This is a genomic window from Hymenobacter terrigena, assembly GCF_054776515.1.
In genome coordinates this window covers 408,546-421,369 of the sequence record NZ_BAAHBU010000004.1, presented here as the reverse complement: position 1 = coordinate 421,369, position 12,824 = coordinate 408,546, and the positions used below count along the sequence as shown (strand labels likewise).

14 protein-coding genes are annotated in these 12,824 nt (G+C 61.2%); 6 read left to right on the top strand and 8 right to left on the bottom strand.

Annotated features, from left to right (window positions below; genetic code table 11):
- Nucleotides 1-9 precede the first annotated feature (9 nt).
- The 3 genes from ACYU7Q_RS18350 to ACYU7Q_RS18340 form a co-directional block, all read right to left on the bottom strand.
- Nucleotides 10-717 carry an SDR family oxidoreductase gene (locus ACYU7Q_RS18350; RefSeq protein ID WP_460610883.1) on the bottom strand — a complete coding sequence of 236 codons (708 nt, stop codon included), beginning with the start codon at nt 715-717 and terminating at the stop codon, nt 10-12.
- Nucleotides 718-792: 75 nt separating this feature from the next.
- Complete coding sequence (locus tag ACYU7Q_RS18345) at nt 793-2,685, bottom strand: alpha-amylase family glycosyl hydrolase (protein ID WP_460610882.1); 1,893 nt, start codon at nt 2,683-2,685, stop codon at nt 793-795.
- 173 nt (nt 2,686-2,858) lie between these two features.
- Nucleotides 2,859-4,307 (bottom strand): hydrolase, encoded by a 1,449-nt coding sequence (locus ACYU7Q_RS18340; RefSeq protein WP_460610881.1) that lies wholly within the window; start codon nt 4,305-4,307, stop codon nt 2,859-2,861.
- A 496-nt stretch (nt 4,308-4,803) separates the two neighbouring features.
- Between ACYU7Q_RS18340 and glgP the strand changes: the two genes are divergently transcribed.
- The 3 genes from glgP to ACYU7Q_RS18325 all read left to right on the top strand — a co-directional run bounded on the left by glgP (nt 4,804) and on the right by ACYU7Q_RS18325 (nt 7,677).
- Nucleotides 4,804-6,453 carry an alpha-glucan family phosphorylase gene (gene glgP / locus ACYU7Q_RS18335; RefSeq protein WP_460610880.1) on the top strand — a complete coding sequence of 550 codons (1,650 nt, stop codon included), beginning with the start codon at nt 4,804-4,806 and terminating at the stop codon, nt 6,451-6,453.
- A 138-nt stretch (nt 6,454-6,591) separates the two neighbouring features.
- Entirely contained in the window at nt 6,592-7,254 is a 663-nt protein-coding gene (locus ACYU7Q_RS18330) for an SOS response-associated peptidase (RefSeq protein ID WP_460610879.1), read from the top strand.
- 48 nt (nt 7,255-7,302) lie between these two features.
- Nucleotides 7,303-7,677, top strand: coding sequence for a hypothetical protein (locus ACYU7Q_RS18325; RefSeq protein WP_460610878.1), 375 nt, complete (start codon nt 7,303-7,305; stop codon nt 7,675-7,677).
- Nucleotides 7,678-7,681: 4 nt separating this feature from the next.
- Here the strand turns inward: ACYU7Q_RS18325 and ACYU7Q_RS18320 are convergent, their stop codons facing one another.
- From ACYU7Q_RS18320 to ACYU7Q_RS18310, 3 genes are all read right to left on the bottom strand, one after another.
- Nucleotides 7,682-9,244 carry an alpha/beta hydrolase gene (locus ACYU7Q_RS18320; RefSeq protein WP_460610877.1) on the bottom strand — a complete coding sequence of 521 codons (1,563 nt, stop codon included), beginning with the start codon at nt 9,242-9,244 and terminating at the stop codon, nt 7,682-7,684.
- Nucleotides 9,245-9,549: 305 nt separating this feature from the next.
- Nucleotides 9,550-9,747, bottom strand: a complete 198-nt coding sequence (locus ACYU7Q_RS18315; RefSeq protein WP_460610876.1) for a hypothetical protein — start codon at nt 9,745-9,747, stop codon at nt 9,550-9,552.
- Nucleotides 9,748-9,808: 61 nt separating this feature from the next.
- A complete protein-coding gene (locus ACYU7Q_RS18310) occupies nt 9,809-10,252 on the bottom strand; it encodes a septal ring lytic transglycosylase RlpA family protein (protein WP_460610875.1) in 444 nt (147 codons plus the stop codon).
- Between the two features lie 71 nt (nt 10,253-10,323).
- Here ACYU7Q_RS18310 and ACYU7Q_RS18305 point away from each other — a divergent pair, with 71 nt between their 5' ends.
- The gene (locus ACYU7Q_RS18305) at nt 10,324-10,545 is read left to right on the top strand and encodes a hypothetical protein (protein ID WP_460610874.1); all 222 of its coding nucleotides are present in this window, start codon (nt 10,324-10,326) and stop codon (nt 10,543-10,545) included.
- Nucleotides 10,546-10,628: 83 nt separating this feature from the next.
- On the opposite strand, the gene ACYU7Q_RS18300 is transcribed toward ACYU7Q_RS18305, so the two are convergent.
- The gene (locus ACYU7Q_RS18300) at nt 10,629-11,477 is read right to left on the bottom strand and encodes a glycoside hydrolase family 25 protein (protein WP_460610873.1); all 849 of its coding nucleotides are present in this window, start codon (nt 11,475-11,477) and stop codon (nt 10,629-10,631) included.
- Nucleotides 11,478-11,574: 97 nt separating this feature from the next.
- On the opposite strand from ACYU7Q_RS18300, the gene ACYU7Q_RS18295 reads away from it, so the two are divergent.
- Entirely contained in the window at nt 11,575-11,850 is a 276-nt protein-coding gene (locus tag ACYU7Q_RS18295; RefSeq protein WP_460610871.1) for a VF530 family protein, read from the top strand.
- Between the two features lie 5 nt (nt 11,851-11,855).
- Nucleotides 11,856-12,179, top strand: a complete 324-nt coding sequence (locus ACYU7Q_RS18290) for a hypothetical protein (protein WP_460610870.1) — start codon at nt 11,856-11,858, stop codon at nt 12,177-12,179.
- 199 nt (nt 12,180-12,378) lie between these two features.
- On the opposite strand, the gene ACYU7Q_RS18285 is transcribed toward ACYU7Q_RS18290, so the two are convergent.
- Nucleotides 12,379-12,765 carry an Hsp20/alpha crystallin family protein gene (locus tag ACYU7Q_RS18285; protein WP_460610869.1) on the bottom strand — a complete coding sequence of 129 codons (387 nt, stop codon included), beginning with the start codon at nt 12,763-12,765 and terminating at the stop codon, nt 12,379-12,381.
- Nucleotides 12,766-12,824 lie beyond the last annotated feature (59 nt).

Sequence of the window (12,824 nt, the reverse complement as noted above, 5' to 3'; positions counted from 1 at the left end):
TTAAACGACCTACCATTCCTGCGTGAGCGGGTGCAACATGAGTTCGTCCACCACCACATGGGCGGGGGCTTCGAGCACGTAGCGCACGGCCTGGGCCACATCGGCGGGGCGGAGGTGGGTTTTCTCGTTTTCCGCGCTGCCGGGGGTGGTGTCGTTGAAGTAGGTATCGACCAGCCCCGGGTAGATGGTGCTCACCTTGATGCCGTGCGGCCGCACTTCCTTGCGCAGGCTGGCCAGCACGGCATCCTGGGCAAATTTGCTGGCCCCGTAAGCCGTGCCGTGGGCGAAAGTGCGCTTGGCCACATCGGAGGTAATGCCCACGATGTGGCCTTTTTTCTGGGCTTTGAAATGCGGCACGGCGGCCTTGCACAGCAGGAAAGTGCCCTTTACGTTGGTATCGAAAATTCGGTCCCACTCGGCCGCGTCGAACTGCTCTAACTCGTTGAAGGAGCCCACGCCGGCGTTGCACACCAGAATATCGAGGCGGGCGTAGCGGCGCAGCGTTTCGTTGATGATGTCCTGCGAGTCCTGCTCGTCCGAAACGTCGGCCACGATGCACAGGCCCTGCGTTTTCTGGCCGAGCTCCAGCAGTTCGTCTTCGCTGCGGGCCACTGCTACTACTTTGGCGCCTTGCAGGGCCAGCAGCAGCGCAATGGCTTTGCCAATGCCGCGGCTTGCGCCCGTGACGATGGCAACTTGGTCGGTGAGGTCGGTCATGGGCGCGCAGGATTAGCAACAGTAAAGGGAAATCCGCCGGGGTAGCCAGCGGAACAGTTTAAACGAACCGTCGGATTATTTCCGCAGTTCCACCACCCAGGCCGTGTGGGCAGGCACAGTCAGCGTTTTCAGGTCGCTGATGGTGGCGCTGCTCACCACTTCCACGCCCGACGAAAAGCCGTCGGTGCGCTCGGCGAAGCGGGTGCCGTCCACCTTCTTTTCGTCCTTCGTGTTGTTGGCGATAATCATCACGCACTCGCCCGCGTCGTTGTAGCGGAAATACGTGTACACGCCATCCTGCGGGATAAACTGCATCAGCTTGCCGCTGCTCAGCACGGGGTGCGCCTTGCGGTAGTTGGCCAGCTTGCTCACGTAGTCAAACGCCTCGCCGGCCTGGCCGCCGGGCCGCGTGGTGAAGTAGTTGGTTTTGTCGCCGGCCCAGCCGCCGGGGAAATCCTCGCGCACTTTGCCGTCGGGGTTCGAGAAGTTTTTCATCAGCACTTCGGTGCCGTAGTAGAGCTGGGGCGTGCCGCGCAAGGTGAGCAGCCAGGCAATGCCGGTTTTGAACTTGCCAAAATCCTCGCCAATCACCGAGTAGAAGCGGCTCATGTCGTGGTTGTCGAGGAAGGGCACGTTGCGCGTGGCGTCCACGTACAGCCAGTCGCCCTGCAGGGCGTGGTAGAGCTTGCTCAGGTCGCCGTTTTCGGTTTTCAGGGCGTCCGAAATCGCGAAGCAGATTTGGAAGTCCAGCACGCCGGGCAGGTTCGATTTGAAGCCGTTCACTGGCGGAAAAATATTCTGGGCGAAGAAGGCCTGCTCGGCCTCGGTGCCCTCCCAGGCTTCGCCAAACTGGGCCAGCTTGGGGTATTCTTCGCCGATGGCCTTGCCCCAGGCCATGAGAAAGTTCGGCTCAGAATACGGGTAAGTATCAATGCGGTAGCCATCAAGGCCCGTCGATTCTACCCACCACAGGAAATTCTGAATGATGTACGTCGCCACCAGCGGGTTGCCCTGGTTCACGTCGGGCATCGAGGTATCAAACCAGCCGTCGTTGAACAGCGTGTAGTCGCGCTTCGAGCCGTAGGGGTCGTTCAGCGCGAAAGCGTTGTAGTTGCTGCGCGTGAACTTGGGGAAGGCGTGGAACCAGTCGGCCGCCGGCTTGTCGAGGAACAAGTGGTGGTAGCTGCCCCAGTGGTTGAGCACGATGTCCTGCACCACTTTCAGGCCGTCGGCGTGGGCGGCTTTCACAAATTGCTGGTACTCGGCGTTGGTGCCGTAGCGCGGGTCAATCTTGTAGCAGTCCGTCACCGCGTAGCCGTGGTAGCTGGCCTTGGGCATGTCGTTTTCGATGATGGGCGTGGGCCAGATGGCCGTGGCGCCCAGCTTCTTGAAGTAGTCGAAATGGTTCTGAATGCCCTTCAGGTCGCCGCCGTGGCGGGCGTACATCGAGTCGCGGGCAATATGATTCACGCGGGTGCCCTTCACCACGTCGTTTGTCGGGTCGCCGTTCGAGAAACGGTCCGGCATCAGCATGTAGATGAAATCGGCCTGCGTGAGGCCCTGCGTACGCTGCGGGTCGGTGTTGCGGGCGCGCAGCTCGTAGCTGTAGGTAAGGCTTTTGCCACCTTTGAAGCTTAGTTTTAGCTGGCCCGGCTTGGCATCGGGGCTTATGGTGAGGTTGACAACGAGGTAGTTGGGGCTTTCGAGCTTCTGCTGGCCGTCCAGCGTCACGCCGGGGTAGGTGGCCAAGGTAGCGGTGCTGCCCGCGATGCCGGGCGCATTCACCAGCAGCTGCAGCTTGGGGTTTTTCATGCCCACCCACCAGTAAGTGGGGTCGATGCGCACGCCGGGGGCGGCTTTTGCAGTGGCAACAGGCGTAGCGGCGGGACCAGCTGCACCGGTGGCGGCCGGCGAGAGCAGCGGCATCAGCAGCCCGGTGGCAACCAGTAAAAATTGTGGGAATTTCATGGTAAAAAGGGCGTAAGAATAACGTCAAGGCCAAAAGTACGGCTTTCCCCGAAGGCGCTTCATGCGCAACCGTTTCCACTTCCGGAATATATTTTTCGCTCACATCAAGCCCACAAAAAAGCCCGCTCCCAAATCCGGGAGCGGGCTTTCACTATTCGCTTCAGCCAGATGGCTTACTGCTGCTTGGCCAGCCAGAGCGAGGCGTTCATGTGCAGCTTGGCGTGGCTGGCCAGCTCCGTCCAGCCGGGGTACACGGTGTTGCCGGGGCTGCCGGTGCCGTCGTCGGCCGGCGACGAGTCGGTGATGCACACCACGCGGCCCGTGCCGTAGGTGCTGCTCAGGCACATGATGTTGGTGTTGCCCTGCGAGGCCGTGCTCTGCCAAATCAGCGGCGTGGCAGCCGAGCCCGAGGTTTTGGTCATCGTCGCGCCGTTCGAGAACTTCAGCTGCGTCACGGCGCCCTGCGAGCCGTTCAGGATGGTGTTGGTGCTGCTGGCCAGCACGTTGCTGGTGGTTTCCGAGATGTTGGTGAGGTTGATGCTGTAGCCGAAGGGATTGGCCTGCACCGAGTTGTTGGTCATCAAGTCGTTCCAGATGGCGGGCGAGTCGTAGCCGTCGTTGTTGCGGTCCGACACGTCGTGGTCCGAAATCATGAACAAGCCGCCGCCGTTTTTCACGAAGTTGATAATGGCCGTTTTCTCGGTAGCGGTGAACAGCGTGTTGGGCTCATCCACCACAAATACGTTGTAATTAGCCAAATCCTGGGGGTTCGAGGCATTGCCGTAGGTGATGGCCGTGCCCGAGGGCAGGTTTTCCACCGAGTTGCCCAGCTTCACCAGCGCCACGCCCCACGAGGAGAGGGCGGCCGTCCAGTACGTTTCCGAAGTGCTGGCCGTGATGCCCGAGGCGGCCGGCGTGGGGTAGCGCGGCGTCACGCCGCTGTCCACATCCAGCGCCCAGTCGGCGTTGCCGGCCAGTTCCGCGTGGCTGGCATCGAAAAGGAATTTCTTTCCGCCGGTGCCGGTGCCGCCACCACCGGTACCACCACCGCCACTGTAGCTTTCCACGGTGATGTTGTCGAAGTTCAGGCGGTTGGTGCTGCCGTCGGTTTTGCGCACCTGCAGGCGCACATTGCCGGCGATGTTTACCGTGAAGGAAGCCGTGCTCAGCGTGGTGCTGCTCGTGGTGATGGTGCTGCCCACTTTGGCGTAGCTGCTGCCGCTGTTGGCGCTGGCCCACAGCTCCCAGGTGCCGCTGGCGTCGGTGCCGTACAGGGCGTGCGCCACCGTGACCACGCCGGCCCCGCCGGTCAGGTCAAAGTTCATGCTCAGCGAGCCGCTGTTGCGCACCCGGGTCGACCAGCTGCCGGTTTTGGCGTCGGCCGTGGTGTTGCCGATGAGGGCATCGTTCAGCGTCCAGGAACCCGAGCCCAGCGTGACGCTGCCCGTGGTGTACGCCGCTTTGGTACCCGTTTCAAACCCTTCGGGGAAGCCCGGTGCCGAGACGTTTTGCAACGCGGTGGCCGCCGCCGGGGCTTCCGGGGTAAGCTCCGATTTCGAACAGCTGGCGAACAGGAGAGCGCCCAGCAAAGGCGCCACCAGGTAGCGAACAGAAAGTGTCATGCGCATGGTGTGAAATGGGTTAAGGGTTTGGAAGTGAAGCGCCAAAGCTAGAGGAATCGATGCCGGGGATTATAATAAGCAGTGTTAAAAGATTATGGCCTTTTTTGAAATATCGGCAGTGTTGCGCTTTTAAAGCCGCATATTTTTATTAAAATCAGAAAATTTATTATTATAATTGAAAAATTAATTGTTTCTTCATGTTTTCCGGCTCGCCAATGGGGTAGCTGGCTGGCAAGCGAAGTGGCCCAGACCTGAGCAGCTGAATCGCCGGCTCTTTACACATGCCTCGAAGAAAATTTGGCAGTAACCCGCTGGCTGATATTGTCTTGACACTGTTGGTGTTGGCGCAAATGCTAACGTTTGCGTAAGTCGTGCCTCAATATCAAGAGGTTGCGATTTTTCCGGAATGCTTCTGACCTTGCGCCTTCAACGGGAGCTGCACTCCTTTTTTCCAACCCGAAACATCCAGTTGGGCTCGCGCCCTTGTCCTTTATTAATGGCTTTTACCTTTAAACCCTACACGCCGGCCGCCAAATACAAGACCGCCGCCGCATACTTCTCGATGGAGTTTGCCGTCGACCAGGCCCTGAAAACCTATTCTGGCGGCCTCGGCTTTCTGGCTGGCTCGCACATGCGCTCGGGCTTCGAGCTGAAGCAGAACCTGATTGGCATCAGCATCCTGTGGAGCTTCGGCTACTACGACCAGGACCGCAACGAGGACCAAAGCATGCGCGCTGAGTTTCGCCGGAAGCATTATTCCTTCCTGCAGGACACGGGCATCGTTTTCCCCATCACCATCCACGGCGCCGATGTGCAGGTGAAGGCCCTGTACCTGGCCCCGGAAGTATTCGGTACTGTGCCGATGTTCTTCCTGACCACGGACATTGCCGAGAACGACTTCCTCTCGCGCACCATCTCGCACCACCTCTACGACCCAGACGCGGCCGCCCGCGTGGCCCAGAGCATCCTGCTGGGCGTGGGCGGCGGCAAGCTGCTCGACGTGCTGGGCCGCCAGACCGACGTGTACCACCTCAACGAGGGCCACGGCCTGCCGCTGGCATTTTACCTCTACGAGAAACACGGCCGCGACCTGGCTGAGGTGCAGAAGCGCCTGGTTTTCACCACCCACACCCCCGAGCTGGCCGGCAACGAGGAGCGCCCCATGAAGCTGCTCACCGACATGACTTTCTTCGGCACGATGCCGGAAGATGAAGTGCGCCGCGTGGCCCGCATCGACAACGGCGATGCGCTCAACTACACGCTCACCGCCCTGCGTTTCTCGCGCAAGGCCAACGCCGTGAGCAAGGTACACGGCACGGTGGCCAACGAAATGTGGGGCCATTACGAGGGCATCTGCCCCATTATCCCCATCACCAACAGCCAGAACGGCACCTACTGGCGCGACCCGCAGCTGGCCGCTGCCCTCAAGGCCAAAGACGACGCGGCCCTGCTGGCCCGCAAGCAGGAGCTGAAAAAAGACCTGTTCAAAATCGTGGCCGACCAGACCGGCAACGTCTTCGACCCCAACGTCATCACCATCGTGTGGTCCCGCCGTTTCGCCGGCTACAAGCGTGCCGATTTGATTCTGCGCCACTTCGAGCGCTTCGTGGAGCTGGCCAACAACGCCAAGCACCCGATTCAGATGATTTGGGCCGGCAAGCCGTATCCGAAGGACTTCGGCGCGGTGGCCTTGTTCAATGACATCATCAAGCGCACGGCCAACCTGAAGAACTGCGCCGTGCTCACCGGCTACGAGCTGGGCCTGTCGGCCGCCCTCAAGAAGGGCTCCGACATCTGGCTGAACACGCCGCGCTTCCCCCGCGAGGCCAGCGGCACCAGCGGCATGACCGCCGCCATGAACGCCAGCGTGAACCTGAGCATCGCCGACGGCTGGATTCCTGAGTTCTGCAGGGATGGTGAAAACGGCTTCATCATCGCACACGCTGACGAAAACCTGCCCGAAAACGTGAAGGACGACCAGGAAGCCACCACCCTGCTCGATGTGCTGGAAAACAAGGTGCTGCCGCTGTATTACGACCAGCCCAAAAACTTCCTAAAAGTGGTGAAAACCGCTATGAAGGACGTAGAGCCGGAGTTCGAAAGCGGCCGCATGGCCAAGGAATACTACGAGCAGCTATACAAGTAGAATAGCGGGCTTGTGAACCGGTGCGTTCGTAAAACGGCCCTTTATCATTCAGGCACAAACCTGAATGATAAAGGGCCGTTTAGTGTTAAAATAGTGCATAAATACTGGTTTTAACCTTTCCATTTCCTGCCTTTCTGCATGTGTGGCCGTTACACCTTCATCGCCCCCGCGCCCGTCATTGAGCAGCGTTTCGACGCCAAGTTCTCCGAGTCGGCGCCGACTACCTACAATGCCGCGCCTTCGCAGCGGCTGCCCATCATCACCAACGCCGCGCCCGGCCAGATTCAGCTGCTGAGCTGGGGCCTGATGCCCGGCTGGAGCAAGGACCCTGCGTCCGGCCCCAAGCCCATCAACGCCCGGGCCGAGACGCTGGCCGAGAAACCCAGTTTCCGGCAGCTGCTGGGGCGGAAGCGCTGCCTGGTGCTGGCCGACAGCTTCTTTGAATGGCAGGCCACACCGGCCGGCAAGGTGCCGCACCGTATTCTGTTGCGCGACGAGCAGCCCTTCGCTTTCGCCGGCCTATGGGATGAATGGCTGGACCGCAGCACCGGCGAGCTGCACCCCACCTTCACTATCATCACCACCGAGCCCAACGCGCTAATGGCCAAAATCCACAACCGCATGCCCGTCATCCTGCCCACCCGCGCCGCCGAGCAAGCCTGGTTGGACGATGGACTAGGCCTGACCGCGCACCAGCAACTGTTGCAGCCGTATGATGCGGCCGCTATGCAGGAATACGTCATCAGCAAGCGCGTAAACTCGCCGGCTAATAATGACCCGGAGGTATTGGCGGCAGCTTAAGCGGTTGAGAATTAGCAGAACGTCGGGCTGCTGCGTTACTTTGCCCGCATGAACTGGCGCAACCCCTGGCTTTTACCGATTCTCATTCTCGTGTTGGCATCGGCCGTGCAGCTGGACCTGCCGTGGTGGAGCCTGGCCGTGGTGGCATTTGTGGTGGGACTGGCCATTGCGCCCACGGGCCGGGTGGCCTTTTGGGCCGGATTTAGCGGCGGCGGTTTGAGCTGGATATTGCCCGCTGCCTGGCTGGCCTACCAGAATGATGGCTTGCTGGCGCACCGGGTGGCGCAGCTGCTGCCGCTGGGCGGCTCATCGGTGGCGTTGGTTCTGGTGGCAGGCCTCGTGGCTGGTCTGGTAAGCGGGCTGGCGGCTTTGGCCGGTTGCTGGCTGCGCGAAGCCGTGCGTCCATCTTCGGCCAGCGCGTAAGCTATTATTTCACTTGCTGCATCACCCATTCGCCCACGGTTTCGAGGGCATCGGTAGCGGTTGTGGGGCGCACAGTGGTGCCGGCAGCCAAAGCTTGCTCACTGAGGGGAGCCTGAAACTCATGGTTCAGGCCGTCCAGCTTCTGCACGTTCAAGCGCTTGTTGGCTTTAAGTCCTTTTTCCAGCACTGGCAGGTTGGCGGCTAACTGCACCTGCGTGTCGGCGGTGCCGTGCAGGAGCAGGGTGGGGCAGGTTACTTTGGCTAGCTCGGCCTGCGGATTGAACGTAAGGAAAGCACGATACCACGGGCTGGTGAGCTGGCCCGCCCGGGCCTGCGCCGCCGCCGGGCTCAACGATGGATAAATTTGCTTCAGCATGTTGGCCACAATGGCCTGCGCCTGGGCATTATCCCTCGTCTGGCGGATGATTTCGAGCAGTGCGTACTGGCGCTTGTACAGCGCGTCGTTGCGCTTGCGGGCTTCGGTGGTCAGGCGCAGTTGTTCCTGGGCTATGCGCACCTGAGTTTGCTCAGGATTGGCGCCGGCGGCCAGTTGTTTCTTGGCTTCGCGCCGGGCCAGGGCCATTACCTGCGCTGCCTGGGTTGCCCACTTAATCTGGGTCGTGTCGGGCTCGCCGGGCTGGTTCACCAGCGAAGTTTGCCGGGCCAGCAGTTCCTGCCCGTTCACACCAGCCGCGCCCAATGCCACCAGAAACGCCGGCGCGGGTGCCTGCGCCCCAGCCAAAAGCGCCACGTTGGCTCCTTCGCCGTGCCCCAGCAGGCCCACGTGCAGCGGGTCGATGCCGGGCTTGGCCCGCAGGTAGGCCATGGCCGACTGCGCATCGGCCACCAACTGCGTGCCCGCCGTGGCCGCAGATACCCCCACCGAGCGGCCGGTGCCCCGGTCATCGAGGCGCAGCACGGCCACGCCCTGCCGGGTGAGGTAGTCGGTCAGCGCACTCAGCAGGCCGTAGTCGCTCGTGGCCGGTTCCGGGGTGTTCACATCGGCCAGCAGCACCACGGCGGGGAAGGGCCCGGTGCCAGTGGGCAGGCGCAGGGTGCCGCCCAGGCCAATTTCCGGGCTTGGGCTGCTCGGGCTGCTTACGTGTACTTCTTCGGTCGTGTAAGCAGGCGCTTCTTTAGAGGGGGCTGAAGCTTCGCTGATTTCAGCAGTTTTGTCGGCGGTCACGCGGTCCAGCACCAGCATGGCCCGGAAGCCGGGTTGCTGCCATTGCCCGCGCAGCCGCTGCCCGCTGGCCACGGGCTGGCCCGCAAAGCGACAGCCCGCTTTATCGGCGTAAAAAATCACACTGTCGGCGCTGCTCACCACGCGCATGGGGCTGTTGTGCAGTCGGCCTGCATCCATGCGGAGCACCGCCGTGGGCGTGCCATCGGCTAGCGCGCTCACGCTGATGACTACCTGACGGCTACCGCCCGGTACGGGCAAGGAACCAGCCCATTGTCCCAGCATCTGGTCCTTGCCGATGGGAGCGGCCTGACCGGCTGTCACGCTCAGTGCGCTGACAACAGATAAGCTAATGACTCTCAGTAGTAAACGTCTAATATTCATAGCGGATATGGGTCTCAGCGTTAGTGGTGACCGGAGGCTCGGAGTGCTGAGTAGTTCCTGGTTAGCTCAAAAGTACAATCAAATATTATTTAATAAATAGGAATTAAGATGATTTGTAAATAAAAAATATTTGTAAAGTCTTATTTATAAAACACTGCTCGTTTTATAAATCATTTAAGAATTCTGCTGCCGCCTCAATTCAAGTAGCGCCGGACAAGAAAAGCCGCCCTCCCCACTGGCTGCGAACAGCAGCAAGGGGAGGGCGGCTTTTCTTGTCCGGCATGGCCGGGCCGAAGCGTAGCTGCTTACATTGTTTTGCTGTACCAGGCCAGCACTTCGAGGCCGGCGGCGTTGGTTTCGGCTTCCACTACTTCGTTGATAACGTGCTGGATTTCATCGTCAGACCAGTCTTCTTCTTCCGCAATGGGCACCCACAGGTCAAGGGCAGCGTAGCGGTTGATGCCGGGCGGGAGCGTCCAGGTTACTTTTTTGCGGATGTTCATGGCAATGGAGTAGGGCAGGTGAGGTGGGCGCGAAGATAGAAATGAGGGCAGGGCCGAGAACCTAGCGGCTGTCCCCGGCCTCGCGGATAACGGTAACCTGTACCGGTACCACCCCGGCCTCGATGATGCCGAGCTGCACGGCGGCGCGGCGCGACACGTCCACGATATAGCCTTTGGTGTGCGGACCGCGGTCGGTCACGGTCACATCCACGGAGCGGCCGTTGCGGGTGTTGGTGACGCGGATGAGCGTGCCGAAGGGCAGCGTGTTGTGGGCGGCCGTCATTTGGCCCGGGCGGTAAGTGGTGCCGCTGGCGGTGGGCCGGCCGTTGAATTTGTCGGCGTAGTACGAACCCAGGCCCGATTGAATACTGCCCCGCGCGCCCTTGGTGCCGTTGCTCGCGTTGTGGCTGCTGCCACAGGAAGCCAGCCCCAGCCCCAGGGCCAGCAAAAACAGCAGGGCGACCAGCCCGCGGTACAGAATTTTGGCTTGTTTATTCAACTTCATCCAACCTTTATTTTCGGTGATAACCTTTCGGCCGTAATTCTCTCACACCCCATTTTTTCCCCAACACAACGATGAAAAATTTCCTGAAAGTGGCTTCGGCCCTCGCCCTATCTTTCACGTTCATGGCTGCTCACGCGCAGCAAGGCGACGGCAAGATGATGAAAAAAGAAGAAAAGACCGAAGGCAAGATGGTGAAGAAGGAGGGCAAAATGATGAAAGGCGATAAGATGGCCAAGAAGGACGGCAAGATGATGAAGAAGGACGCCAAAATGGATGCCAAGGACAAAATGTAGGCCCTTGGTTCGTCTGGCGCACTACGGCCGTCCGGCCCAGCGGTTTCTGCGGAAGCTGCCGGGCCGGACGGTTTTTTTATGCTTTACCGGGCCGGCTTGGGCGGGGCGGCCGGAATGCGCAACGCCTGCAAGGACTCGAAATTGCCCTGAAACACGTTGAAATCGACCACGCCGCGAATGCCCGGCACGTAAGCTTCGTCGGAGTGCTGCCAGATTATCCACTTGCTGCGCGGCAGGGTGGGGTGCTCCACTTCGTAGTGGGCCAGCCAGAGCGGGTAGTCGTCGAAATGCCCGGCGAGGTGGCGCTTGTAGAAGCTGTGGTTGGAATAGAGGATGGGCCGCACGCCGTAGTGCGCCTCGATGAGGCGCAGCCAGCGGGCCACTTCGCGGCGCAGCACGGCCACGTCGTGGAAATTGGCGGCTTCCACGTCGAGCACGGGCGGCAGGTCGCCGGGAGCGAGGGGAACGGTTTGGGCGAATAAATCGGCTTGCACCTTCCCGTCGCGGTTGGGCAGGAAGTAATGGTAAGCCCCGCAGAGTACGCCGGCGGCGCGGGCCTCGCGCCAGTTGCGGGCAAAGCGGGGGTCGCGTAGCGTGGCGCCCTCGCTGGCCTTGATGAAGGCAAACCGCACCCGGTTGCGCGCCACTTCGGGCCAATCGATATGGCCCTGGTAAGATGACACGTCGATGCCGTGCACCGAGTAGCCGGCCAGCAGCGGGGTTTTTTCGCGGCCGGTGAGGCCGTTTTTGGTGAAGGTGGCCCAAGCCCGGCGGGCGTAACGGTTCAGCTGCACCTGGTGGCGCAGGTAGTAGGCGCCGCCCAATAGCAAGACCAGCAGGGCCGCAGCCAGCAGGCCGCGCCGCCACGGCCGCCGGGGCGCGGTGGGCCGGGCGGGTTGGGCAACGAGAGCGGTGCTGGACAATGGAGGCATAGGCAGGGGCTCCAAAAATAACGCCGCGCCGGGCGCCATCGTGCGCCGGGCCCCGGCTTTTCGCGAACTTTGCGCTTTCAGCCCATCAAATCCGCCTATGTCTTTCCTCCGCGCCGCCGATGCCCGCGACGAAACCGGCCACCTCATCAGCGAGCTGCACGGCGTGAAGCTGGTGCAGATTCTGGAGTACCTCGTGGCCGCCTACGGCTGGCCCGAGCTCGATGCGCGCCTGCGCATGAACTGCTTTGCCGAGAACCCGAGCATCAAGTCCAGCCTCACGTTTTTGCGCCGCACGCCCTGGGCCCGCACTAAGGTGGAGGAGCTGTATATCAAGGCCCGCAGCGCGGAAGTGCAGGGCCGCCCCCGCCCGTAAGCATCATGGCCGACGTTTCCGAAAAATCGTCCGGGCCGGCGCTGCTGGCGGGCCTGCTGCTCTTCATCGCCTTCGAAACCGTGGCCTTTTACGGCTTGCAGTACCTCACCTCGGGCCTGGGCGAGAGCAACCAGAACCAGCCCGAAAACACCATTGTGGCCAATTGGGTGAAGACGATGGTGTTTTTCGTGGCGCACCTCACGCTGGTTATCGCGGCCATGCTGGTGCTCAGCAACCGCCTGCCGCGCCGCTACCGGGGCCAGATGATGGGCTGGTTTTACCTGGCTGTGGCGATGAGCTTTGTGCTGATTATCCCGCTGTTCGGGTAGGGCCGAAAAAACAAAACCACCGCTGCGGGCGGTGGCTCAAGAGTAAAACCCAAAGGACTCGGAAAGTGGCCGGTCGGTCCCGGCGATATCAGTGGACTGCGGTGCCGGTCGGTCCCGGCGTTATAAAAAGCGGTGGCAAGGAGCGGTAGCGAAGCCGGCGGCTGGTAAAATGCCGCCGGTTTCTCGCTAGCGGTTGTCTCTACTCGCCGCGCTTGATGTCGATTTCGCGCTGCTGGTCGCTGGGGCTCAGGAAGGGGATGCGCACGCGCAACTCCTGGCCTTCGTGGATGGCGTCGATGCGGGCCACGTCGAGGTTGGTGGGCAGGTCGAGGGTCTGGACGAAGAGCGGGGCCGCCAGCTGGTCGTGGGGCTCGTGGCGGTACTCGCTGAATACGGTAAGCTTCTGCTGGTTGAGCACCACGCGGAAACTGTCAGCGGCTACGGTGGGCATGGCCACGCGCACAATCACGCCTTTCGGGTGGCGGTCGATGCGGAGCTGCGGCTGGGCTACTCCACCACCGATGGTGTTGAGCAGGTCGAGCTGAGGGGCAATGCTATGGATGAATTTCGAGCTGATAAGTTTCATGGCAAGGAGCCGCAAATAGGGGCGGCTTCGGGCTTGCTATGACAAATGATGTACCAATC